General features: G+C 51.9%; 18 protein-coding genes, 1 tRNA gene and 1 other RNA gene. 13 read left to right on the plus strand and 7 right to left on the minus strand.

The annotated features are described in order from the left end of the window. Positions 1–3: 3 nt before the first annotated feature. Together glgB and ACEVG1_RS12105 are read right to left on the minus strand one after the other, a co-directional pair. On the minus strand, positions 4–2,025 hold the full coding sequence (gene glgB, locus ACEVG1_RS12100; RefSeq protein ID WP_374743938.1) for a 1,4-alpha-glucan branching protein GlgB: 2,022 nt from the start codon (positions 2,023–2,025) through the stop codon (positions 4–6). Positions 2,026–2,043: 18 nt separating this feature from the next. Beyond that, a complete protein-coding gene (locus tag ACEVG1_RS12105; protein WP_374743939.1) occupies positions 2,044–4,500 on the minus strand; it encodes a glycoside hydrolase family 31 protein in 2,457 nt (818 codons plus the stop codon). Positions 4,501–5,199: 699 nt separating this feature from the next. Here ACEVG1_RS12105 and hisG point away from each other — a divergent pair. The 5 genes from hisG (at position 5,200) to ACEVG1_RS12130 (ending at position 9,154) form a co-directional block, all read left to right on the plus strand. After that, positions 5,200–6,051: an ATP phosphoribosyltransferase gene (gene hisG / locus ACEVG1_RS12110; protein ID WP_374743940.1), complete on the plus strand. Its 852-nt coding sequence runs from the start codon at positions 5,200–5,202 to the stop codon at positions 6,049–6,051. A 7-nt stretch (positions 6,052–6,058) separates the two neighbouring features. Further along, the gene (gene hisD, locus ACEVG1_RS12115) at positions 6,059–7,345 is read left to right on the plus strand and encodes a histidinol dehydrogenase (protein WP_374743941.1); all 1,287 of its coding nucleotides are present in this window, start codon (positions 6,059–6,061) and stop codon (positions 7,343–7,345) included. Between the two features lie 241 nt (positions 7,346–7,586). After that, complete coding sequence (locus tag ACEVG1_RS12120) at positions 7,587–8,516, plus strand: hypothetical protein (protein ID WP_374743942.1); 930 nt, start codon at positions 7,587–7,589, stop codon at positions 8,514–8,516. A 54-nt stretch (positions 8,517–8,570) separates the two neighbouring features. Beyond that, positions 8,571–8,938, plus strand: a transfer-messenger RNA (tmRNA) gene (gene ssrA / locus ACEVG1_RS12125). A gap of 90 nt (positions 8,939–9,028) precedes the next feature. Beyond that, positions 9,029–9,154 carry a hypothetical protein gene (locus tag ACEVG1_RS12130; RefSeq protein WP_374743943.1) on the plus strand — a complete coding sequence of 42 codons (126 nt, stop codon included), beginning with the start codon at positions 9,029–9,031 and terminating at the stop codon, positions 9,152–9,154. A 51-nt stretch (positions 9,155–9,205) separates the two neighbouring features. Here the strand turns inward: ACEVG1_RS12130 and ACEVG1_RS12135 are convergent, their stop codons facing one another. Further along, on the minus strand, positions 9,206–10,933 hold the full coding sequence (locus ACEVG1_RS12135) for a tetratricopeptide repeat protein (protein ID WP_374743944.1): 1,728 nt from the start codon (positions 10,931–10,933) through the stop codon (positions 9,206–9,208). Between the two features lie 335 nt (positions 10,934–11,268). Between ACEVG1_RS12135 and rpsL the strand changes: the two genes are divergently transcribed. The 4 genes from rpsL (at position 11,269) to rpsJ (ending at position 14,782) form a co-directional block, all read left to right on the plus strand. Beyond that, positions 11,269–11,676 carry a 30S ribosomal protein S12 gene (gene rpsL, locus ACEVG1_RS12140; RefSeq protein WP_374743945.1) on the plus strand — a complete coding sequence of 136 codons (408 nt, stop codon included), beginning with the start codon at positions 11,269–11,271 and terminating at the stop codon, positions 11,674–11,676. A gap of 19 nt (positions 11,677–11,695) precedes the next feature. Beyond that, a complete protein-coding gene (gene rpsG / locus ACEVG1_RS12145) occupies positions 11,696–12,163 on the plus strand; it encodes a 30S ribosomal protein S7 (RefSeq protein WP_374743946.1) in 468 nt (155 codons plus the stop codon). 136 nt (positions 12,164–12,299) lie between these two features. Continuing rightward, positions 12,300–14,414, plus strand: a complete 2,115-nt coding sequence (gene fusA, locus ACEVG1_RS12150; RefSeq protein ID WP_374743947.1) for an elongation factor G — start codon at positions 12,300–12,302, stop codon at positions 14,412–14,414. 62 nt (positions 14,415–14,476) lie between these two features. Continuing rightward, positions 14,477–14,782: a 30S ribosomal protein S10 gene (gene rpsJ, locus ACEVG1_RS12155; RefSeq protein WP_090632042.1), complete on the plus strand. Its 306-nt coding sequence runs from the start codon at positions 14,477–14,479 to the stop codon at positions 14,780–14,782. Between the two features lie 78 nt (positions 14,783–14,860). On the opposite strand, the gene ACEVG1_RS12160 is transcribed toward rpsJ, so the two are convergent. Continuing rightward, on the minus strand, positions 14,861–15,508 hold the full coding sequence (locus tag ACEVG1_RS12160; protein WP_374743948.1) for a porin family protein: 648 nt from the start codon (positions 15,506–15,508) through the stop codon (positions 14,861–14,863). Positions 15,509–15,765: 257 nt separating this feature from the next. Here ACEVG1_RS12160 and ACEVG1_RS12165 point away from each other — a divergent pair. Beyond that, positions 15,766–15,836: transfer RNA gene (locus tag ACEVG1_RS12165), tRNA-Cys, on the plus strand. A 26-nt stretch (positions 15,837–15,862) separates the two neighbouring features. Beyond that, a complete protein-coding gene (locus ACEVG1_RS12170; RefSeq protein ID WP_374743949.1) occupies positions 15,863–16,045 on the plus strand; it encodes a spore protein in 183 nt (60 codons plus the stop codon). A 17-nt stretch (positions 16,046–16,062) separates the two neighbouring features. Here ACEVG1_RS12170 and ACEVG1_RS12175 read toward each other — a convergent pair whose 3' ends face one another. Continuing rightward, on the minus strand, positions 16,063–16,803 hold the full coding sequence (locus ACEVG1_RS12175) for a copper homeostasis protein CutC (RefSeq protein ID WP_374743950.1): 741 nt from the start codon (positions 16,801–16,803) through the stop codon (positions 16,063–16,065). A 96-nt stretch (positions 16,804–16,899) separates the two neighbouring features. Between ACEVG1_RS12175 and ACEVG1_RS12180 the strand changes: the two genes are divergently transcribed. Continuing rightward, positions 16,900–18,423 (plus strand): phytoene desaturase family protein, encoded by a 1,524-nt coding sequence (locus tag ACEVG1_RS12180; protein ID WP_374743951.1) that lies wholly within the window; start codon positions 16,900–16,902, stop codon positions 18,421–18,423. Positions 18,424–18,493: 70 nt separating this feature from the next. After that, positions 18,494–19,396 (plus strand): cupin-like domain-containing protein, encoded by a 903-nt coding sequence (locus ACEVG1_RS12185; RefSeq protein ID WP_374743952.1) that lies wholly within the window; start codon positions 18,494–18,496, stop codon positions 19,394–19,396. Here ACEVG1_RS12185 and ACEVG1_RS12190 read toward each other — a convergent pair. Next, positions 19,379–20,278, minus strand: coding sequence for a PorP/SprF family type IX secretion system membrane protein (locus tag ACEVG1_RS12190; protein WP_374743953.1), 900 nt, complete (start codon positions 20,276–20,278; stop codon positions 19,379–19,381). The two genes, ACEVG1_RS12185 and ACEVG1_RS12190, sit on opposite strands and share 18 nt — an antisense overlap. 42 nt (positions 20,279–20,320) lie before the next feature. After that, positions 20,321–25,345, minus strand: coding sequence for a filamin/ABP280 repeat domain-containing protein (locus ACEVG1_RS12195; RefSeq protein WP_374743954.1), 5,025 nt, complete (start codon positions 25,343–25,345; stop codon positions 20,321–20,323). Positions 25,346–25,359: the final 14 nt, after the last annotated feature.

A 25,359-nucleotide genomic window follows, 5' to 3' on the forward strand; every position in this document is an offset into this window, starting at 1 on the left:
GTGTTAGTTGTCTTTCTTCGTGTCCTTTTTGGTTGTGCGCGGCTTACTCACCTTTTCGGCTTTCACAAGCGGCGTCTTCTTGCTTTGCCGCACCTGCTTGCGGGCAGGTTGCTGCTCGGTAATGCGTTTGAGCACCAGTCCGGCCAATGGCGGCAGGGTGAGCATGGCCGACCACTCTTTGTTCATCCAGCGGATAGGCTCGGCTTTTACCGCGGGCTGCTCCACACCGCTGCCGTGATAGCGAGGATCGTCCGAGTTGAGCATCACCGTCCACTCGCCTTCAGACGGCAGGCCGCAACGATAGGCGTACCGTACCACGGGCGTAAGGTTCAGCACGATGAGCAGGTCGTCTTCGGGCCTGACCCCTTTGCGCGCATAAGCCATCACGGAGTTGGAAGAATCACCAGCTTCTATCCATTCGAAGCCTTCCGGACTGAAACTGTGCTCGTACAGGGCGGGTTCACCGCGGTACAAAAAGTTGAGCGATTTAACCAGCTCGAACATACCGCGGTGCGGCTCGTATTGCATCAAATGCCAATCCAATGACTGGTTACAATTCCATTCGGTGGTTTGCCCGAATTCGCACCCCATAAAGAGCAGCTTGGTGCCCGGATGGGTATACATGTACAGGTACAACGCCCGGAGATTGGCAAACCGTTGCCATTCGTCGCCCGGCATCTTCTGTATCATGGAGCCTTTGCCGTGCACCACCTCATCGTGCGAAAGGGGTAGCATGAAGTTTTCATGGAAGGCATACAGCATGCTAAAGGTGACCTGACCGTGATGATGCTGTCGGTATAACGGGTCGCGGCCGAAATATTCCAATGTGTCATGCATCCACCCCATCATCCATTTCATACCGAAACCCAAACCGCTGCTATATACCGGGCGGCTTACGCCCGGCCACGAAGTGGACTCCTCGGCAATGGTCTGCACATCGGGGAAATACCCGTATACCGCCTCATTCAGCTCCTTCAGGAAACCAATGGCCTGCAGGTTTTCACGGCCGCCGTGTTCATTGGGTATCCATTCGCCTTCCTTTCGCGAGTAGTCGAGATAAAGCATGGAGGCCACCGCATCTACGCGCAGCCCATCCACATGGTACCGATCCAACCAGAATACGGCATTGCTGATGAGGAACGAACGCACCTCGTTGCGGCCGTAGTTGAATATATACGAACCCCAGTCGGGGTGGAACCCCTGCCGCGGATCTTGGTGTTCGTACAGGTGGGTTCCGTCAAACCGATACAGGCCGTGCGCATCGCCGGGGAAATGGGAGGGTACCCAGTCGAGCAGCACACCGATTCCGTTGCGGTGCAACGTTTCGATAAGATACATCAAATCCTGCGGCGACCCGTAACGCGACGATGCCGCAAAGTAACCGGTAATTTGGTACCCCCACGACGGGTAATAAGGGTGCTCCATGATGGGCATCAGCTCTACGTGGGTAAAACCGGCCTCCTTCACATAGGAGACTAGTTTATCGGCAATATCCCGGTAGCCAAGCAGCTGCGTCGGGTCATCCGGACTGCGCATCCAGGAGCCGAGGTGCAGTTCATAAACGGCAATGGGCCTGTTGAGCCCGTTGTGCTCATGCCGGGACTGCATCCAGCTGTCATCACCCCACTCATACCACGTGGTAGAAACCACCGAAGCCGTTTTAGGGGGCACCTCGCATTGCAAAGCAAAGGGGTCGCATTTTTCCAACGTCTCACCCTGGTACGACCGGATGTGGTACTTGTAGAGCTCGCCCACACCCACACCGGGGATAAACCCCTCCCAGATGCCCGACCCGTCCCAGCGTACAAGCAGCGTATGCGCATACGGGTTCCAACCGTTGAAATTGCCGATTACAGACACCGAATCGGCATTAGGCGCCCATACGGCGAAATAAGTGCCCCACGTACCGTTCCGCAGCACGGAGTGTGCGCCAAACTTTTCATACAGCTTGTGATGTTTGCCAGCCCGGAAGAGGTCTACATCAAAATCCGTAAATAACGAATATATTTCTACCGAATGCTGCATAGCGTCGGGTTTAAATGGTTATGTAATGGCTATACTCCTGAAATCCTTCGGCACTTTGACGATGTACCGGCCTTCGCCGTCCCGCTCAAAGGCTGTGTTTTTATCATCGACAATCACTTGCTTTACGTCAAACGGCAAAGCAACAAGGTACAAATCATATGTGTCGTATTTCTCGGAATACAACCCGTCGACATGCTGCGTAATAGCCAAGCCTTTGGAAGTACCTTTTACCACGAACTTTTTCTCCAAATAGATATGCTGCTCATACGCAAACGTATCGCCGTGGTCTTCATAAAGGTACGAATTTGTTTTCTTATCCGTATGGTACACCAGCAATTTCAACGATTCGATACGTTTTTCATGCACGTACTGCATCACCGGGTACTCGGGCAAGACCGTACCTGCCTTGACGAATATGGGCATCTTATCGATTGGTGTATCCACCTCATGCTCCTTGCCGCCCTCAAAGCGGGCGTGGCCCCAATAGTCGTACCAGGTACCTTTGGGCAGGTATACTTTCTTTCGCTGCTGGCCGGGATTCAACACGGGCGATACCAGTAGTTTGTCGCCGAAGCAAAACTCTTCTTCGCGCTGGATGTTACTATCCAAGTGCTGCTCGAGCATCGTTACCGGCCGCAAGATGGGGAAACCGTACTTGGTGTGTTCCCAAAAAACGGAATAGATATATGGCAGCAGCTTGTACCGTAGTTCGATGAACTTCCTATTCAACGCCTCGCTTTCGGGGCCAAAGCTCCACGGTTCGCGTTCGGCCGTATCGCCCGCCGAGTGGGCTCGCATAAATGGAGAGAACACCCCGAACTGTATCCACCGGGTGAAAAGCTCGGCATCCGGCTCGCCGCTGAAACCACCGATATCCGTGCCGCAGAAGGGCAGCCCCGATACCGACAGCCGCTGCAACTGCAATACCCCCAGGCGGAGGTGCTCCCAAGTGGCCACGTTGTCGCCCGTCCATACGGAGGCATAGCGCTGCGTACCGGCATAGGCGGCGCGGGTGATGGTGAAGGGCCGCTTTTTCTGGAACAGCTTCTTAAGGCCATCGTAGGTGGCGCGTACCATCTGCATACCATATACGTTATGGGCTTTCCGGTGCGACCCCCTATGGCCATCGAAATTGTGGCGCACATCATTGGGGAAAGTGCCCCTGCCAAACACGGCCGGCTCGTTCATATCGTTCCATACACCGGCTACGCCAGCCTCCACTAGTTCCTTGAACAACCCACCCCACCATTCGCGTACTTCTTTGTTGGTGAAGTCGGGAAACTGGCAGCGACCCGGCCACACATAACCTTCCATGAAATAATCGTCGCCCCGCCGGCAGAAGTAGTGGTTTTTCTTCCCTTCCTTGAATACCCAGTAATTCTCGTCTACCTTGATGCCCGGGTCGATGATCACCACCGTGCGGAAGCCGTCGTCCGCGAGTTCCTTGATCATCTTTTTCGGATCGGGGAAATAGTGTTTGTTCCACGTAAAGCAACGATAGCCATCCATGTAGTCGATATCGAGATAAATCGCGTCGCAGGGGATCTTACGCTCGCGAAAGTTCTTGGCGAGGTCGCGCACCCTACTTTCGGGGTAGTAGCTCCAACGGCATTGGTGGAACCCGAGGGCCCACAGCGGCGGCAGGTAATGGGTGCCGGTAATGCTGTGGTAGCGCTTCACCACATCCATCATATGCGGGCCGTGGATATAGTAGTATTGCAGTTCGCCGCCTTCAGACCAGAAACTCGTTTGGTCTTGTGCTTCGGCAGCGAAGTCAAAATAGGTTTTGAACGTATTATCGAAAAAGATACCGTAGGCATTGCCTTCATGCAGCCCGATATAGAACGGGATGCTGCGATACAGTGGGTCTTGGTTGAACTGGAACGAGTAGGTATCCGAATTCCAGTTGGTAAAACGTCCCCCCCGCAGGTTAAGGTGGGTAGGCTTATCGCCCAATCCATAAAACGCCTCGTTGGCCAAGGCCTCTTTGGTGCTGTACACGTAATAGCCGCCGAAGTCGGGATTTTCCTCCCAGTGCATGGGCGAATAATCCTTGTTGTACACCTTGCCTTCGCGGTCCTCGAAAGAAATCAGGAAGTCGGCCTTGTTGATGACACAGGTCACCGTGTTGGTCTTCACCCGATAAACATGTTGGTCTTCTTCAAAATTATAGACGGCCACATGCTGGTTGGTCTGCGGAACCGCATACGAGAAGTCTTCCAAAAACTGACCGCTCGGTGCGAGCCTCACGCGGATGATTTCATCGCTTACCACCTTCACTTCCACGGTGGCGCTGCCATCGCTGAAGTAGTAGTTGTTGTTTTCCTGATGGTACCCGGCCACCGGCCCCAGGTAGTTCTTTACAATCTCCGGCAAGTCCAATACCGGATTATTCACATGGTGCATTCCTTCTTCCAGTAATTGGGAAGCACTGTTTGCGTCTGTTTCTTGTTGTTTAGTCAAATCCTTCGCCATAAATAATCACCTCTTATTTTTAGCCAAAGTACATTTTTTGGGAAATTAAAACAATTTATCGGTTTATAAATTAACCGGCACACAACAACATGCTAGTTATCAATTGTTTGTTTATATCGATGGTTTACTCGCTGCGCGAGCGGCCTTCTTTTTTCCCTTGGCCCGCAGGGCTTGGTTCCGCTCTATGCCGCGGGGCATGTTACTTGGTCGCTCCCAAGTAACCAAGGCGCTTCGGCTGTGCCGCACTTGTCGTTCCGGCTACGCGCCGGGGCAACGGCGCGAACCCTAGGCCGCCTGCGGCCGATCCTGCCTCCGAACGGATGTTACTGCCGCAAGCCGAGCGGAGCTAACACGCCCCCCGACTTTCATACCCTCATGGCGCGCAAGTGAAATAACGACCATAACGTTTTAGACAAAAATTTGCACAGACCGCATTTACCTCCTATCTTTGCCCACCGACTTCATGGATTATTAATAGAAAACATGCAGCTTGCTTTCATCCATCCGTTCATACATCATCATCGCCATTGCGGCGATATGTAATTTGTATGTTTCTACGTGAAGCAATTTGAGACCCGATGTTTTTATCCTTTTATTAATAATTATACGCATTGAAACTTGCATGGAATCTCCGCTTAAATACGGCTAACCGATGGGATGCATGGTTTCGTAGACGTTTAAAAAACACATTATCCACTCATGAACAATCTGAAAATAGCGATACAGAAATCCGGTAGGCTCAACGAGAAATCGGTACAATTACTGAAAAACTGTGGCTTGAGCTTTGAAAATTACAAAAGCTCGTTGATCACTACCGTTGCCAATTTCCCGCTAGAAATCCTCTTCCTACGGGATGATGACATCCCTGAATATGTGCAAGACGGCATTGCCGACCTCGGCATCGTGGGCGAAAACGTAATTGCCGAAACCGAGGCCAATGTAAGCTACCTCCAGCGGCTGGGATTCGGCAAATGCAGCCTCAAGATTGCCGTGCCTACGCACAGCGGATTCAACGAACTGGCAGACTTGAATGGCAAGGCTATTGCCACTTCCTACCCGGTCATCCTCAAGAAATTCCTTGATGAAAACGGCATATCCGCCGATATACGCACCATTTCAGGTTCGGTAGAGATCTCGCCGGCATTGGAACTGAGCGCAGCCATTTTCGATATCGTTTCCACGGGGGGAACGCTGCGCAGCAACGGACTCAAACCGTTTGCAGACGTAACGACGTCGGAAGCCGTCCTCATCAGCAAGAACGGCATCGATGGCAACCCGGTGGTACGCGAATTGATACAGCGTATCCAATCGGTATTGCGTGCGGCAGAAACGAAATACGTCGTACTCAATGTGGAACGCCGCAGCCTCGACGAGATCATCGCCCTCCTACCCGGCGTGAAAAGCCCGACCATCGTACCGTTGGCCGAGGAAAATTGGGTGGCTGTACACACCGTGATCTCCGAGCAGGACTTTTGGGATAAGATTAACAAACTCAAAGCAGCCGGTGCCCAAGGCATCGTAGTGATGCCTGTAGAAAAAATCATCATGTAACCAAGCCATGCTGAAAACTTATCGATACCAATCGCTCCAAGAACAGGATATCCAACGGCTGCTTGCCCGGAATACCGACCCATCGAATGCGATACAGCAGTCGGTGAGCGCTATTATAGACGACGTGCGGGCCAACGGCGACGCAGCGCTCAAAAGCTACGCCGCCAAGTTTGATGGTGTACAATTGGATCGCCTATACCTCGATACCGATGAAATCGCGGGCTTGGCGGCCTCCATCGGTCGCGAACAACAACGCGCATTGGAGATCGCTTTTGCCAACATCCATCGCTTCCATGCAACACAACAACGCAAAGAACGGACGGTAGAAACCATGCCCGGCGTGAAATGCTGGCGTGAGCCGCGACCCATCGAAAAGGTAGGGCTCTACATTCCCGGCGGCTCGGCCGTACTGCCTAGCACGCTTTTGATGCTGGGCGTACCGGCGCGCATCGCGGGGTGCAAAGAAATCGTGGTATGTTCGCCGCCGCAGGCAGACGGCCGCATCAACGGATATGTGGCATACTGCCTGCAATTGCTCCAGATCAATCGGGTTTACCTCGTGGGTGGTGCGCAAGCGGTGGCCGCCATGGCGTACGGCACGGAGAGCGTACCCGGGGTAGACAAGATATTCGGGCCTGGCAACCAGTACGTCACCAAGGCCAAGAGCCTCATACAGGGCCTTACGCAGGTGAGCATTGATATGCCCGCCGGCCCTTCGGAAGTATTGGTCATTGCCGACCATACGGCCAACCCGTCGTACATCGCTGCCGACCTTTTGGCACAGGCCGAGCATGGCGCCGACAGCCAAGCCGTATTGGTATGTACCGACCAACAGCTGATGGATAGTGTTCAGAGCGCCCTCGCTGCGCAGCTAGCGGAATTGCCACGCGCAGCCATCGCGGCAAAAGCCATCGGCCATTCGTATGCTATTTTATGCGACACGCTTGACGAGGCCATGGCATTCAGCAACCGGTATGCGCCTGAGCACCTGATTATCGAAGCCGACAACTGGCAGCCCCTGTTGCGGAAGGTTGTGAATGCAGGCTCCGTATTCGTAGGGCACAACACACCCGAGAGCGCAGGCGATTATGCTTCCGGCACCAACCATACGCTGCCTACCAGCGGTTACGCCCGTTCCTATTCGGGTGTATCGGTCGATTCATTCATCAAAAAAATCACCTTTCAACACATCACCGCCGAAGGGTTGCAACGCCTTGGCCCTACCGTAGAACTATTGGCGGAACTGGAGGGGCTGCAAGCACATAAAAAGGCAGTGTCCATCAGGTTGCAGTAAGGAGGCTGTCGGCAAATATCCACAAAACTGTGTTTATACAAAGCAGGATGTCGTGGCTTTTCAAAAAATACAAAATCACACAAACAACTGAAAAACAAATAGATAAAACAGAACCTACAACTAGTAGGAATATATACTCACGATGTTGTGGATATAATCCTACAACCCGCCTTTGGGGCAAATCTCACTTTTGTAGCGTATTCATCATATAAAAACGAATAAAAAGATTAAAGCTATGAAAATGAAAACGTTAATTATCGCATTGGTATCGATTCCTCTGCTGAACCTGGCAAGCACGAACAAACAAATTGCCGTTACCCCCAACAAGAAAACCGTAGAAGCCGCTAAATCGACTGGCAAGTTTATCCTTGTTATGAGCCATGCTGACGACAAAGCGAAAGCAGCTATTTTGGAAAACCGACACACTTCAAAATTCCTAAATGATCATTTCGTTATTGAGCAACAGGGAAACACAAACGGCCAAAACCTGTACCTCATCTACAACCAGCGGCAGGAGCTGGTACACCGGGTGACCAACGAACCCTACCCGTACGAATTGGCCGTAAAAATCAAGCGTGCCCTTGACCCCGAAACGCAGTATTATACGCTACTTGCCCGGTTCGAAAATGGCGACCACTCGGCGGCAATATTAGAGAACCTCGTTAAGGCTGCCTCGGATGCTGGCGACCGGAAGAACGCATCCCGCTTGATGCAGGCTTACTTGGAAACGCAGGAATCGCCGTTGGCACCCGAAAACATCCAGTTACTGGCTAAGCACACCACCGAAAGCAGCGACCCCGGTTTTGCACTCCTGCTCGCCGACATAGCCGCGGCAGATGACGTATTGGGCAACGGGAAAACCGCAGAGAAACTGGCTTCCATCGTATTCAACGAAGTGTTTGTTCCCCAGCTGGACAAGAAAAATGTAGATCTGGATGCGATGGCCGAAAAGGCAAAGTCAATGTTGCCAAACAATGACCTCGCTTATCTCATCGACGGGATGGTTATCCAATTCCTCGAAATGCGCGAAGACTGGGACGCCCTCCAATCAGCACTGCCGGCGTACCTCAACGCACACGGCAACCAATTGAGTGAAGCGATGCACAAATACTATAGTTGGCTAGGTACCGAACACCTAGCTGGTGGCAAAAACGCAGCACATAACCGATAAGGCATTGGGCCTATCCCAAAAAATTCCGTATATTTGCCCTTCGTTTCATGACAAGGGTCCGACCGGAATTGACAGGATGGAGACGGTTATGTAAGCATGCAGCGCGTTGTGAGTATGGCGCTTTAATCTCAACTTTCAACTTTATAAATGGCGAAAATAACTACGCCTTAGCTGCCTAATTTAGAATTAGCTCAGCTTTTGTCCCGCTCGCGCTTGGCTCCGTAGCGTAGCATCAGGGGCATCGAAATACGGAACTGGTTGACCTGACGTTGCGACAGGCCGACGAGATAAAGCAACTACGGAAAACGGTATAGGCAAGCATCCGGCCTTCCCTTTCCCGACAATGAAACGGAAGCTAAGCATGTAGAAAGCGTATATTGTACCATGGCTGGACGAGGGTTCGAATCCCTCCGGATCCACAACGAAAAGAAGCCCGGCGATAAGCCGGGTTTTATTGTTTTACAGTAATTGCGAAGCGCATCTTCAGCAAGTACGGAAAACAATAAAACAAATTGAGCGTAGCGAAAGGCTTCTTTTGGGTGGAAGCCCCGCGCCCGGTGGCTGTGGCCACGCGTATGGGGCTGCGGGACACAGCCAATCCCTCCGGATCCACGGAAAATGGCCTAACGGTGAGTTAGGCTATTTTTGTTGGGAGAAGGGATGAGAACCCGATAAGAGGGTCTAGTGGGCTACTCCATGATACTTGACGAGGAAACAAGGTGCAGGTCGGCATATTGCCATGATTCGTCAAATGCGGCTTTCACATCGGCTGCTTCGGCGGTTTGTTCCAGTTTCACCAAACTGTTGTATAGCCCAATTAACGCCCACCCGTTCTTGCGCCAGATCTTTAAATCATCCCGATAAACGTTCGTGGCCTCCTCATACTTTCCGGCTTTTAGCAACACCGCTCCCAAATGATGACGGACGGAGAAAAACCAATCCGGGGGTTCGTTGTAATTGAGATTATCTTCCATCGCCACCGCTTCCTTTAACAAGGATTCCGCTTTGCCTAGTTCATGCTGTTGTACACCGATTCCAGCAGATAACACGTTGACCGCTATATGCACAAGGTTGGCCGCGGTATTGATGTCCCAAACGGTAAGGTTTTGGAGGCTGGTATCTGCGGCCAGGAAACGCAGGCTGTCCAACTGTCTTGCCGCATCGGGTAATTTTCCTTTCCCCAAAAATGCCATTCCCCTGGCGTAATGCCAAATAGCCCGTGGATATACCAGGTCTTGCTCCGGTGCAGTGATGGACAGGATGCTATCCCATGTAGCGAACTTTACGGCTACATGGTAAGGGATGGTATAGTAATGCTGTAAGGTTCCCCAACCCGGCATGCGCATGATATCTTTTGCCGTATGCCGTTGTAATTCTGTTGCCGCCTTCCGGGCCAGTTTTGAGTTGCCTTCCAAGGTGGCTGTTGCGGCTAAAAAATGATAGTTATGTGGATAATATGCAAGTGGGTAAACGCCTTGGGCATGGCAGGCCGTGGTGTATAGGCTGTCTATTTCTATTGCGCGTAAATTAACAAGTGAACCGAGGTGATAATCGCCTGTATTGATATAAATATGGGAGGGCATGTGTACCAGATGACCGGAACCCGGCACCAATGTTTCGAGCAGCTTTGCGCTTGGCAATGCGCGCTCAGGTGTGGCCGAGGCTTCCAGTGCATGTATATAGAAATGGTGGGCGCCCGGGTGCTTCGGATGCTTTTCCATCAGGTGCTCCAGCACTGCCAACAGTTCCGGTGTCCAAGGCTTTGGAGCCTTCGTTGATTTGTCATACAGATCCCAGGGATGGAGGTTCATCATGGATTCTGCATATAGGGCTCCGATGTCCGGATCGGACGGATATTGGTCATAGACCTTCTTCATGGCCACGGCGTAAGCCATATCTAACGGACTGCGGTCAGCCGGCGGCCGTGGCGCGTACCTTTTTGTCAACGCTTCTATGAGGGCAACTTCCGTTGGAGTACAGTTTCCAGCAAGTGCTTTTGCTTTCATGGCCGCATCATAAGCCCATTGGAAATGCTCCTCTTCCATTCCTCCATTGTAGTTGGGCCCCAGCACATAGGCGAAACCCCAATAGGCCATGGCGCACGTGGAATCGAGCCGGGTAGCTTCGTAAAACGACCGCGCCGCTTCTGCATGGTTAAATCCGTAAGCCAACATCAACCCTTGGTTGAAGTATTCCTGTACTTCTTTATGCGAAGCGGATATCTTGAAATCGACACCTCCCAACCCCGCAAACTTCGGGGCCCGCTTGCCCGATGTGTACCAATCCTTATCGGATGTTTGCGGGCTGTAACAGCGTACAGCCTGCGGCATTTTATCAGACCGGCCGTTTTCCTTTACGGAATTATTGCATCCGAGGAAGAGAAGCGGGAGAAGCAACAGTAAATAGAACGGGTTCATAATTTATTCTTCATTGGCCAAACTGAGCCTTTGGTAATAATTCGCTGCACGCGAGCTAGGCTCAGAACGCGTAAAACAAACTTAGGTAAATTATTGATATTTTGTTCGTTTTTTGCATCAATAAAATCGCTACGCCAACTTCCCATCTCCCCCCTTCCATTGAGAGGAAGTTTAGAGGAAACTTCCAGACAGCTTTACCAGCATAGAAGTTGTTCTCGAAGAAATATGAGTACTCGCTAATTTTTTACCGAACCCCTTGATAATCAAAAATAATCTACCTACCTTTGCGGTCCTTAAAATAAGTTTAGGACAAAAGCAAAATTAAAAAAAGGTAAATGCCTACTATTCAACAATTAGTTAGAAAAGGTAGAGTAGCTCTGGAGGATAAGAGTAAGTCCCCAGCGTTGGACAGCTGTCCACAGCGAAGAGGCGTATGCACACGCGTGTATACCACTACCCCTAAAAAACCAAACTCAGCAATGCGCAAAGTGGCGCGTGTACGTCTTACCAATGGCAAAGAGGTAAACGCCTACATCCCCGGTGAAGGCCACAACTTGCAGGAACACTCCATCGTGTTGATCCGCGGCGGACGGGTAAAAGACCTACCCGGTGTGCGCTACCACATTATCCGTGGTGCATTAGATACGTCGGGTGTTGCCGGTCGTAACCAACGTCGCTCGAAGTATGGCACGAAGCGTCCGAAACCCGGACAGGCAGCGGCTCCAACAAAAGGCAAGAAATAATTAAACGGAGGACAAGAAGATGAGAAAGTCAAAACCAAAAAAACGGATCATTTTGCCTGACCCGAAGTTTAATGAAGTACAGGTGACCCGCTTCGTCAACAATATGATGATTGATGGCAAGAAATCACTTGCTTATACCATTTTTTACAAGTCGATGGATTTGGTAGAAAAGAAAACCAATGAAAATGGCTTGGAGACCTGGAAGAAGGCATTGAACAACGTGATGCCGGCCGTAGAGGTTAAGTCACGCCGTGTAGGTGGTGCCAACTTCCAAGTTCCTACGGAAGTCCGTCCGGAACGGAAGGTTGCCTTGGGTATGAAGTGGTTGATTAGCTACGCCCGTAAACGTGGTGAAAAGACCATGTACGAAAAATTAGCGGCAGAGATCATCTCTGCGTCTAAAGGTGAAGGTGCGGCCGTTAAGAAAAAGGAAGACACCCATCGGATGGCCGAAGCCAACAAGGCATTCTCGCATTTCCGGTTTTAAGCATTAATAAAACAGCACCAATGAATGTACACCGATTTTTAGAGGGAAGCAACCATCTCCGCTAAAAGTCGGTGTATTTTTTATTGTGCGATTTTGAACACATACCTCCGCATGCTGCGGATTATCTCAGAACATTATGTCAAGGGATTTAAAATACACAAGAAACATCGGTATTGCCGCCCACATCGATGCCGGTAAAACCACCACCACCGAGCGTATCCTTTATTACGCTGGGGTTAACCATAAATTGGGCGAAACGCACGAAGGCTCTGCGACGACCGACTGGATGGCGCAGGAACAGGAACGTGGTATTACTATTACTTCGGCTGCCGTAACGGTATTCTGGAACTACCGCGGCGACAAGTACAACGTTAACATCATCGATACACCGGGGCACGTGGATTTCACCGTAGAGGTAAATCGTTCCCTCCGCGTATTGGATGGATTGGTGTTCCTATTCTCTGCCGTAGATGGCGTGGAGCCGCAATCGGAAACCAACTGGCGCCTGGCAGACAACTACAAAGTGCCCCGTATCGGTTTCGTGAATAAAATGGACCGCTCGGGTGCCGATTTCCTAAACGTGGTCAAACAAGTGAAGGAAATGCTTGGCTCTGAAGCTGTGCCTTTGCAGTTGCCAATAGGTGCTGAAGATAATTTCAAAGGTGTAGTAGACCTGATCAACAACCGCGGTATTATCTGGAACGAGGAAGACAAAGGCATGACCTTTACGGAAGTGCCGATCCCGGATGACATGGTGGACGACGTAGCCCAATGGCGTGAGAAGTTACTGGAATCGGTAGCCAGCTATGACGAGTCGCTGATGGAGAAATTCTTCGACGACCCCGATTCCATTACCGAACGCGAAGTGTTGGATGCGTTACGTAAAGCCGTGCTCGACAACTCCATCGTACCGATGGTCTGCGGATCCTCCTTCAAAAACAAAGGGGTTCAAACCATGCTCGATTTCGTGATGGAATTGCTACCGTCGCCTATGGACCAGGAAGCGGTAAAAGGCACCGACCCCCGCACCGAGCAGGAAATTGCGCGGAAACCGGACGTGAAAGAACCTTTTGCGGCGCTGGCCTTTAAAATCGCCACTGACCCCTTTGTGGGCCGGCTTTGCTTTATCCGTGCGTATTCAGGCAACCTCGAAGCAGGTTCTTATGTGCTGAACACCCGTTCAGACAACAAAGAACGCATCTCGCGGATTTTCCAGATGCACGCTAATAAGCAAAATCCGATTCCCAATATCAGCGCAGGCGATATTGGTGCCGTGGTTGGCTTTAAAGATATCAAAACCGGCGATACCCTTTGTGATGAGAAAAATCCCATCGTATTGGAATCCATGGTGTTCCCCGAGCCGGTTATCGGCTTGGCCATCGAGCCGAAAACGCAGGCCGATGTAGATAAATTGGGTGTAGGACTAGGAAAATTGGCTGAGGAAGATCCTACCTTCCGGGTGCAGACCGACGAGGAAACCGGACAGACCGTTATTTCCGGAATGGGTGAGCTCCACTTGGACATCCTGATCGACCGCTTGAGGCGCGAGTTTAAGGTAGAGGTAAACCAAGGTGCGCCGCAAGTAGCGTACAAAGAATCTATCAACGGTACCACTCAGCACCGCGAAGTGTACAAGAAACAGACCGGTGGCCGTGGTAAGTTCGCCGATATCCAGGTGGTCATTTCGCCGGTGGATGCCGATTACGACCTCTCCAAGTCGCCGTTGCAATTTGTCAACGAAATCGTGGGCGGCTCGATCCCGAAAGAATATATCCCATCTGTGCAAAAGGGATTCGAATCGTCGATGGTAAACGGTGTATTGGCAGGATTCCCGCTATCGAGCATGAAAGTGCGCCTGATAGACGGCTCCTTCCACGCGGTCGACTCCGATTCGCTTTCTTTCGAAATCTGTGCGCGCTCGGCATTCCGTGAGGCACTCCCGAAATGCCAGCCGGTATTGATGGAGCCTATCATGAAGATCGAAGTGCTTACACCGGAAGAAAACATGGGTGATGTGATGGGCGACCTCAACCGTCGCCGCGGGCAACTGCAAGGGGTAGATACCCGTGCAGGAGCACAGGTCATCAAAGCGCTCGTACCGCTATCAGAAATGTTTGGATACGTAACGCAACTACGTACCATTACATCCGGACGCGCTACGTCAACGATGGAGTTTGACCACTATGCCGAGGCACCGCGCAACATCCAAGACGAGGTGATTGCCAAAGCAAAAGGAAAAGTAAACGTTTAATATACCATGGGCTGCCTGTTGTCAATAGCTCTAACAGGCAGCCTTCACTTTAATTAAATAACATGAGCCAACGAATCAGAATCAAATTGAAATCGTACGATTACAACTTGGTAGACAAATCTGCCGAGAAAATCGTCAAAACTGTAAAACCCACAGGTGCGGTGGTAAGCGGTCCCATTCCCTTGCCAACAGAAAAGAAAGTGTACACGGTTTTGCGTTCACCCCACGTGAACAAAAAAGCCCGTGAGCAATTCCAACTCTGTGCGTACAAGCGGCTGTTAGACATCTACAGCTCCAACTCCAAAACGGTAGACGCGCTGATGAAGCTCGAACTGCCCAGCGGTGTCGAAGTTGAAATCAAGGTGTGACGGTTTCATTGAACCATTGAACAAAAAAGCCGGTCTCGTTTAAAACGAGACCGGCTTTTTTGTTAGTCTCTTGTTTGCTTACAACTGAAAACCTACACCGAATGACAATACCCGGTTGGAAAACTTGTTGTCGCTGTTATCGCTTGGCGATAAATTTGCTAAACCAAGACCGTAGCCTGCATTGATGGTGAAGCCGCCCGAAAGCCGGTAGCCCGCCATGAAGTTCACTCCGAAATCGAACGCATTTTGGTCCCGGTCATCACCTCCGAAATCAAGGTCGTAGTTTCCCTCGCCGGAAACAACATCACCTAGATTTCCTTTTGTCTTCACCTTTCCGCTCAGCGAGTAAGCGGCATACGGGCCAGCGCCCAGGAACACCGAACCGCTACTGCCGGTAGGGATGTAGTAAACCGCATTTACCGGAATCTCCAGGTCCATCACATTGGTCGTAATACTCCCGTCCATCCCATCGCCGTCATACGAAAACTTGCTGCCTTTTCCTTGCAAGGAAAGGCCCGGCTGAATGGAGAATTGAGGTGCGACCGGCAAATCCGCATAACCGGTCAGGTAAAACGAGGGGTTCATTTTCTGATAGTCCTTCGCCGCATCCGATACGTTGCTATACTTCCCCAGATTCACACCGGCCTTAACGCCGAAACTGGTTTCCTGTGCAAAGGCACCTGCCGAGACACCTACTGCTACTATTGCAAATACTAATTTTTTCATGTTCGTTTTCTCCTTTTCTATACTATTTGTTTTTAAACCATGCAGTGAATTACAAGATATGCGCCACGATTTACTTCATTAGCTTAAATAATTAATTATCAGCCTGCTATTGCCGAGAGGTTACCATACGAAACTGTATGGATTATTGTACACTGTTCGGTAGATTATCGGCAGCAGGCAACTTACCCATAATAATACGCTGCGCCTTCTTCCGATTATCAATTATTTATGTTAGCTTTGCAGTCCTTTAGAAAGAGGGTCGGGTGGCCGAGTGGCTAGGCAGAGGTCTGCAAAACCTTTTACAGCGGTTCGAATCCGCTTCCGACCTCGTTTTTATGACAAAAGAATAAAAAAATGGGAGTTACACGCTTAAAAAGAAAAGACAGAAGAAATAAGGTAGTGGCAAAAAACGAAGTGCAGTTTTTGAAACTCGGCCGCAACCTCGAAACAGGTAGCCGTTCGAAAATGCCAGCTGGCAGCCAGATTGTCAAAAACAACGCTGTTCTTGATAAACTGGAAGCCAAACTGCAAAAATAGGCTTCGGCATATTTCGATTATCTTCGGCTATTTTTCAGTATATCCGCCATCCGGCGGATTTTTTCTTTTGAAGACACCCAAACGGCATCGCCCATTCCCCCAACGTCGTCACTAACGTAATCCATCCCGCTTTCCTGCCGTACCTTGGCCGACGTGTGGAACGAAGTGGCTCCGGTGGCCTCACCCACCTGCCGAACGTTGTGTTCGTGGATACCCGAACCCGGCATCACCTCAATCCTGCCATTGGCCTGCTCAACCAGTTTGGCGATGGTTTCAACCCCCTCCGCTGCGGTATCTTTCATGCCCGATGTAAGCAGCCGGTCACAGCCGAGACCGATAATGGCTTCAAGCGCTTCAAAAGGATCCCGGCAACAGTCAAACGCGCGGTGGAACGTCACCTGCATCGGCCTAGCCTCTTCAATCAACTCAGCCATGCGTGTGGTATCAACCTGCCCATCAGCGAGCAGCATCCCAATCACTACTCCATCGCATTTGGCCTCCCTACAAAATAAAATATCCGACTTCATCTCCAAAAATTCCACTTCCGAATACAGAAAATCACCCGGTCGGGGCCGGATTAGCACATGCACACCAATAGACAAACCCGCCCTGGCCAGACATACCTGCCCCAAGGAAGGCGTAGTTCCGCCTACGTCCAGATTCTGACAGAGCTCCACGCGGTCCGCCCCACCTTCTTGTGCTGCGAAAGCCGATGCCACCGAGTTTGCACAAATTTCTAACCGGTAAATCTTATCCATGGTCGTGAGGAATTGCTTTGATTCCCAAACCTACTTAAATTTGCCGAAACATGCAACTGGTAGCCTTTTGCAGCAAATCGCTATCTTTACAACCGTATGCGCGAAACGTTTGATATCATCGTCATCGGCAGTGGCCTTGGTGGCCTCGTATGCGCCACGACCCTGGCCAAAGAAGGGCACAAGGTATTGGTGCTGGAGAAAAACCAGCAATATGGCGGCAATCTCCAGACCTTTGCGCGTAATCGGTGCATTTTCGACACCGGTGTGCATTACCTCGGCGGATTGGAAAAGGGCCAGAACCTCTACCAGTATTTCAACTACCTCGGCATCGCCGACAAGCTCCGTCTCAAACGTATGGACAGGGATGGTTTTGACCGAATCACGTTCGATAACGACCCTAACGAGTACCCGTACGCACAGGGTGGCGAGAACTTTGTGGACCAACTCTGTCGGTATTTTCCCAACGAGCGCCGTGGCATTGAACAGTTTTACACGGCCATGCAAAACGTTTGCCGCCAATTCCCCCTATACCATCTTAACGGCAAGGATGCTTATCGCTGGGATGAGGAGTTGCTCGGACTGAAAGTGTACGATGTGATAAGCCGTTGCACCACCCATCCGAAGCTACGGGCCGTTCTCGCAGGTGCCAACCTATTGTATGCCGGAATTGCGGATAAAACCCCTTTCTACGTGCATGCATTATCTATAAACTCATATATCGAAAGTGCATGGCGATGTATAAACGGGGGAAGCCAGCTTGCCAAACTACTCATCAAGGAAATCCACAAACACGGTGGTAAGACACTGAAATATAAAACAGTGTCACAGTTTAACATCGCGGATGGCTTGCTGCAGTCCGTATCCACCACCGATGGAAATACGTATCGGGCAGGCACATTCATCTCCAACATCGATCCGAAGCAAACGCTCCGCTTGATCGGTGATTACCCCATACGCAAGTCGTACACCAGCCATATCCGGCAGGTCGAAAACACCATTTCATCGTTCAGCCTCTACATTGTGCTGAAACCGGGACAGGTCCCTTACCTCAATAATAACTATTACCATTTCAAAGATGAAGCCAGCGTGTGGGGCAACATCGACTACCGCGAAGCAGACTGGCCAGCAGGCTACATGGTATCGATGAATGCGAAAACCGAAAACGACCGATGGGCGGAGGGAATGACCGTATTTACCTACATGCGGTATGAGGAGGTGGCCGCGTGGAGCGCAACATATAATACGGTCGCGGCTGGGAGTAGCCGGGGTAATGGCTACGAACAATTCAAGCGACGGAAAACGGAGATCATGCTCGATGAACTGGAAAAAAAATTCCCGGGGCTGCGCAAACACATCCGGGCAACGTACGCATCTACCCCACTCACTTACCGCGACTATATAGGCAGCGAAACAGGTGGGATGTACGGTTTTGTAAAAGATGCCAATCAGCCGCTGAGAAACAGCCTCCCACCGCGCACCAAAATCAAAAACCTTTTGCTCACCGGGCAAAGTGTAAACATGCACGGTATCCTAGGGGTGACCATTTGCGCGATGCTGACGTGTTCTGAAATACTGGGCCGGGACTACCTGCTCCAAAAGATCAATGAAACCGAGATGTAAATAATATTGACACACAGGGCAATCATTGTTTACATCGAGCTCTCATCAGCCGATAAAGAAAAAGAATTAGATGAAAAGAACGGATTACCAACCCCCGATACAGATGGAAACACTTAATCTCAAATCCCTCGAACGTATACAACCGATTCCGAAACAGGAATTTATCAAACGGTACTATCGTACGCAGCAACCCGTACTTATCGAGAACCTCACAGATACATGGAACGGTAAATGGACCTTTGACCACATCAGGGCGCTGGCCGGGGAGCAGACCATCCCCTTATATAATAATAAGCCTGCCGAAGGAAAAGAAAGTGTCTACGAACCCGTCATGAAAATGCGATTTGGCGACTACATCGATCTGCTCAAAGCCGAGCCTACCGATTTACGGATTTTCTTCTATACCCTGAAAGACCATTGCCCGCAACTGCTGGAAGAGTTCGAATATCCGGATATCGGCCTGAGGTTTTTCAAACGGCTGCCGGCATTGTTCTTCGGCGGTGGGCTATCCAAGGTATTTCCACACTACGATATCGACCTGCCAGATAACCTGCATATCCATTTCGAGGGCACCAAACGCGTAGTGCTCTTCGGTCCCGATCAAAGCAAAAACCTGTACAAGGTGCCTTTCTCGATTCATAACATCGACAAGATCGACTTAGACAACCCCGATTTTGATCGATATCCGGCACTGAAAAACGTGCAAGGGTATGAAGTGTACATGAAGCACGGAGACGCCCTCTACATGCCGAGCGGTTGGTGGCATTACATCACCTACCTCGACGGGGGATTCTCGATGACGTTACGGGCGCTGCCGCGCACCCCGCGACGGGTAGCCCAAATGCTGTATAACGTATTCGTCATGCGGCTTGTTGACAACTCCATGCGGAAAATAAGTGGTCAGCGGTGGCTCGATTTCAAGGAGCGATGGGCATATCGGCGGACGCAACGTGCCCTACAGAAGCCCGCCTGATTGATTGCCAAACCGATAGCTCAGCCCAATCTCGTGCGTGGTATTGCTGATACGTCTGCTCAACACCTCGTTGCCCGGGTTGAACTGGTAACTATACCCTATGCCAAACCCGGCAAAGTTGAACTGGGCCATGCCAGCAATCTCCCCATAACTGCGGAAGTTACCCCCTATGCCAAAAACCTCCTTGATAAAAAACAAGGCCGAGGCTTCCGCCTGTGGACGGAGGCTCTCGGAGTAGGTAACCAACACGGACGGGCGGACGTGGAAATCGGTACCCAGCGGAAACAGGGCCCCCGCCGTAAGGTGGTATACGTTGCGAAAATTGTATCGGCTATCGTCTGACCCCCCCAAGCTGCCCAGCATCAGCCTTGGCAAAGAGAGGCCCACGTAATAGCGCTCGGGGCGATACAGCATCACCCCAAACCCAACCAAGGGGTCTATTTCCCTCACATCGTCCCTAAACGCCGGATCTTGCGGATCCAGTTGCGAGAAACGGCCATCCATGTACGCTACGCCGGCATTTAACGATAAACCCAGATATTCCGTTTTGGATATACGCACGCTTTTGGCGAAAAATGCGCTGGCTTCGGAGAGCTTCTCTACCGCCAGACTTTCGTGGCGGATGCTGAGTCCGGCCGTGGCACCGAAATCTTTAAAAGCAATATGGCCACTACCCCAAAACACGGCAGGAGCGCCATCAACGCCCACCCATTGGCGCCGGCTGATTACGCTTACTTCGCCGCCATCCGCAAGCAGGCTTGCCGCCGGGTTCAACACCGTACGTAACCGTCCGTGCTGCGTATGAGTAAGCGGCTGTTGCGCATTTGCAGCTATGATGGATACCCATACCGCAGCCACTGTTGCTATTGTTATTCTTTTCATCTTTGCTTTTTGCTTTTTACTGTTTGCTCACAACACATCTCCTTAATATCTCATCACAAAGTATCCCTTCTGTGCCCGCCACTTGCCGCTTTCTTTAATCTCGACGACATAAAAATAAGTACCGGCGGGCAACAGTAATTGTCCGGTGGATATGCCACGGAACACCTTGTTTCCATTATCATACCCCGATACCTCAAACAATACAGTCCCGTTTTTGCTGATAATGGTCACTCGGTTTTCAGGGAAGTCCTTGATTCCTTCAATCATCAAGAACTCGTTGATGCCATCACCATTAGGTGATACCGCCTTATGTACCCGGACGGGGAAATCACTGCCATCGGTTATACGGACCGTCACGACCACAGGGTCGGCGGGATAGTAGTTCGCATTACCCGCCTGCGTTGCCGTAAGGGTAACCGTACCCACGCGTAACACCTCCAAGTTCTGCCCATCCAATTTTGCCACCTGCCCGTCATCCATCGCCAAGCTAACCGGCAGTCCACTCGTTGCGCGCACATCCAATGGCACACGGCCCGCTTCGCGGTCCAACTCATCGGGAGCATTAAATTCGATTTGCTGGTGGGCACGTACGATCGTCAGTGTAGATGGGGTGTACTCAAACACATAATTTGTTGATTTGCCACCTGCGATAGTAATTGGATATACCCCTACGTCACTACTTGGCATAGCTACGGTGGTGGCCACCGGCGCCTGTTCCAATGCCCGTTCCGTATCATTCGAAACGAAACCGGTATAATGAAGAACAAACGCCGGATTAGCCTCTCCGTACGGTCGGTCGACAGCTTGAACCGAAACCAAAAGTGCGGCCGGCTGGATAACCAATGTCCGTACTACATCTTTCGCGGCCCCATAATTCCCTGCACCGGATTGCGATGCAATGATCTGCACCGTACCTGCGCCGTTTATACGCACGCGGTTGCCTTCCACCAAGGTTGCTATATCCGTATTATTGCCCTGCATATCCGTAATGCGGTATGAAATCGGCAAGCCACTCGTTGCCGTCCCCTGCAAGGTGATTTCGTCATCACCATAGGTTTTATCCGGCAGCGGAGCAAAGTTGATCTGCTGCTCGAGTTCTTCCACCACCAATACGCCTACCGATACCGAGCGCTCGGCTCCCGTATTGCGCACCACCCCATTGGCTTGCAGGGTATGTCTGCCGAGTGACAGATCGGCAGGGATAGCCAATGTCCCCGCGAACGTTCCATCAGCCTGCACTGGAATATAGCCCAATAGCTGCGGCAGGGAGAAGATATATATCGTTACTACGGTACCCGGCTCGAAGCCGTGGCCCGTCACTTGCACAACGGTCCCTTGCCCGCGGTTAATCCGGATCACCGCATCTACGTCTGTAATCGGGATCACCTGTCCGTTGATGCCGATGGAAGTCAAATCCATCGTGAAGCCCTCGCCGCTTAGCCGTAGATAGCTGTTATCGATTACTTCCAATGTAACGCTTTTCGGCTCACCATCAACGATCACAATTGCTTCGCCCGGCTGCGGTGTTGGCAATTCGCCTGTTTCATCAGGCACCGGTATGGTCGGCACCACCGTAAGCGTTGGGGCACTGAATGCGCCCGTGCCGGCCGCATTGATTGCCGCCACACGCAGCCGATAAGGCACGTTGTTGGTCAACCCTGCTATTTTCACCGTGGTAGCAGCGGCAACTCCGTCGACAACGGTTGTCCAGCTTATACCATCGTCCAGCGTATATTGGATGATATAGTCCGTAATCGGCGTACTGCCACCATTTTCCGGCACGGTCCACGCCAAGTCAATCTCCCGGTCGCCAGCTGTTGCAACCACATTGCGCGGGGCGCTGGGTGCATCACCGGCGGTCAATTTGCTCCGTGCATTGTCCAACCGCATCCGTGCGGCATCTACCTCTGCTTGTGTCGCAGCCGGATCATCCAGCACCGTACGGGCTTCGCCCAACGCGTCTTCAAAATCTGCCCAACTGGCAGGGGTGTAGTTGTTTTCATCAAGCTCCAGCCCTTCGCCGATCATCTGTTGAAGTGCTGATTTATCAACCCTCAAACCAGCCATCGCTTCACGCAGCGCCTGCTCGGCAGCATCTGTTGCCGACTGGGTGGCTGACGGGTCGGCATACACGGCCTGCGCCTCTTCCAGGGCTTGTTCAAGCACCGACCAGCTCGATGGAGAGTAATCCGATGCTGTCAGGCCTCCCGCTTCCACAATGGCCGATTGTAGGTTGGTTTTGTCGACCGACAAGTTGTCGATTGCTGCCTGCAATGTGGAAAGGGCCGCATCGACTTCCGTCTGCGTGGCGTCCGTGTCATCAAGTACCCGCTGGGCGATTGCAAGCGCATCCTGTAGGTTTAACCAACTGGCCGGCGACCAGTCTGGCTCGGACAGGTCTTCCGTATATGTCACCAGCGCCTCCAGGGCCGACTTGTCCACTGACAGCCCTGCCATCGCTTCGCGCAACGCCTGCTCTGCAGCGTCCACTTCCGATTGCTTTGCGTGGGGGTCAGCATACACAGTCTCAGCCTCTTCCAACGCTTGTTCAAACGCCGACCAGCTCGATGGAGAGTAATCCGCTTCCGTCACGCTGCCCGCCTCGTCAATGGTCGATTGCAAACCAGATTTATCGACCGCCAGGCCGGAAATCGCATCACGCAAGGCCTGCTCAGCGGCATCCACTTCCGTCTGCGTGACGTCCGTGTTACCATTCACTGTTTTGGCCGCGGCCAACGCCGATTCAAGTGTCGACCAGCTTGCCGGTGAGTAATCCGCTTCCATCAGGCTGCCCGCCTCGTCGATGGCCGATTGCAAACCGATCTTGTCGACCGACAGGCCCGAAATCGCGTCACGCAAGGCCTGCTCGGCAGCGTCCACTTCCGATTGCGTGGCGGCTGGCATATTATTCACCGATTCAGCTGCTGTCAGTGCCGATTCAAGCGTCAACCAGCTAGCTGGTGAGTAATTGCTTTCAGTCAAGCCTTCGGCTTCCGTGATAGCCGACTGTAAATTAGTTTTATCTACCGTTATCGTAAATGATAGTTGGTTTGAGGTTAGTGCAGGAGTCGTAATCGCAGCCAAAAGGAAGATATCACCGGGTTTTTCGCCTGTAATGGTGAGGTTTGCCACACCACCTGCTGCATTCATAGTCGTGAGACCGGATACCGACCCGTTTCCTGTTAGTTGCACAAACGACACAGCAAGTGAGCTCTCCGTTCCGGAAGTTACGGTATTACCATACATATCTTGAAGTGTCACCGCTAATTCGCGTGTTGCTCCAGACGCCAAATCGGTTCCGTCGCTGGCAAGAATTATTTTCGCAAGCGCGCTATGGATAACATCGGAACTATACGGACTACCGTTAATGGCGGTGCCGTCAAGTACGATCGCAATGTTGTCGGTACCTGAAGTGGTAGGCGTATAGGTAACCGTGTACGTGCCGTCGCCGTGGTCCACAACCGAACTCACCGGGATACCCGCGTTAGCACCCGTAACCGATACGGACAGGTCGCCACCCACACCCATAATTGGGTTACCGTATTCATCAAGGACGGTGATGGTGGCCGTGGTCGGCTCACCCGCAATACCCGCAGGGACAGTAGCTGTCGTGTTGGATGCGTCGGCGACCGCCGGGGATACCGCACTGCTGTACGGACTACCGCTGATAGCTATACCACCAAGCGTGATTGCGATATCATCGTCGCCGGACTTGGTCGGCGTATAGGTAACCGTGTATGTGCCGTCACTGTTGTCCACAATCGAACTCACCGTAGCGCCGGCATTGACACCCGTGACCGATACCGACAGGTCGCCACCCACGCCCGTAACGGGGTTACCGTATTCATCAAGGACGGTGATGGTGATCGTGGTCGGCTCACCCGCGATACCCGCAGGGACAGTAGCACTCGTGTTGGATGCGTCGGCGACCGCCGGGGATACCGCACTGCTGTACGGACTACCGCTGATAGCTATACCGCCAAGCGTGATTGCAATATCATCGTCGCCGGACTTGGTCGGCGTATAGGTAACCGTGTACGTACCGTCACTGTTGTCCGTAACCGCACTCACCGTAGCGCCGGCGTTGGTACCCGTGACCAATATCGACAGATCACCCGAAACGCCCGTAACGGGATTATCATACTCATCAAGGACGGTGATGGTGACCGTAGTCGGCTCACCGGCCGTACCCGCTGGGACAGTAGCAGTCGTGTTAGATGCGTCGGCGACCGCCGGAGATACCGCACTATTGTACGGACTACCGTTGATAGCTATACCGCCAAGCGTGATTGCGATTTCATCGTCGCCGGACTTGGTCGGCGTATAGGTAACCGTGTATGTGCCGTCACTGTTGTCCACAATCGAACTCACCGTAGCGCCGGCGTTCGAACCACCGACATTGATTGAAAGGTTGCCTGAGACGCCCGTCACGGGATTACCATATCCATCTCCTACCGTGATTGTGATTGTAGTCAACTTGCCAGCTGTACCCGCTGGTACCGAAGCAACCGTCTTGGTGATATCAGCTGAACCAACACCAATGCTTATTTCAACGTCATTGGAGATAGCGATGCCATCCAGTGTACCCGTGATGGTGGCCGTACCCGTCGCTGCCGAGGTCAGCGTAGCCGTGTACGTGCCATTGTTATTATCCGTAACCGTACCCAGCGTGCCGATTGTCGTGCTCAGCGCAACCGTGCCCGCAGAAGCCGCCAGGTTGTTGCCCGCCGCATCCTTCAGTTGCACCGTAATTATGGATGAACCGTCCGTGGTCATGCTTGTCGGAACAGCCGTGATCGTGGTAGTGGCCACGGCTACTGCTCCCGGACCGATCATAACCGTGGCATCGTCCGTAATCGGTATGCCGTCCAGCGTACCCGTGATGGTAGCCGTACCCGTAGCAGTAGAGGTCAGCGTAGCCGTGTACGTACCGTTGTTGTTATCCGTAACCGTGCCCAGCGTACCGATTGTCGTGCTCAGCGCAACCGTGCCCGCAGAAGCCGCCAGGTTGTTGCCAGCCGCGTCTTTCAGCTGCACCGTGATGGTACTATTGCCATCCGTGGTCATGCTCGGCGGAATAG

It is taken from the genome of Parapedobacter sp. 2B3, assembly GCF_041925275.1.
Lineage (GTDB): Bacteria > Bacteroidota > Bacteroidia > Sphingobacteriales > Sphingobacteriaceae > Parapedobacter > Parapedobacter pyrenivorans_A.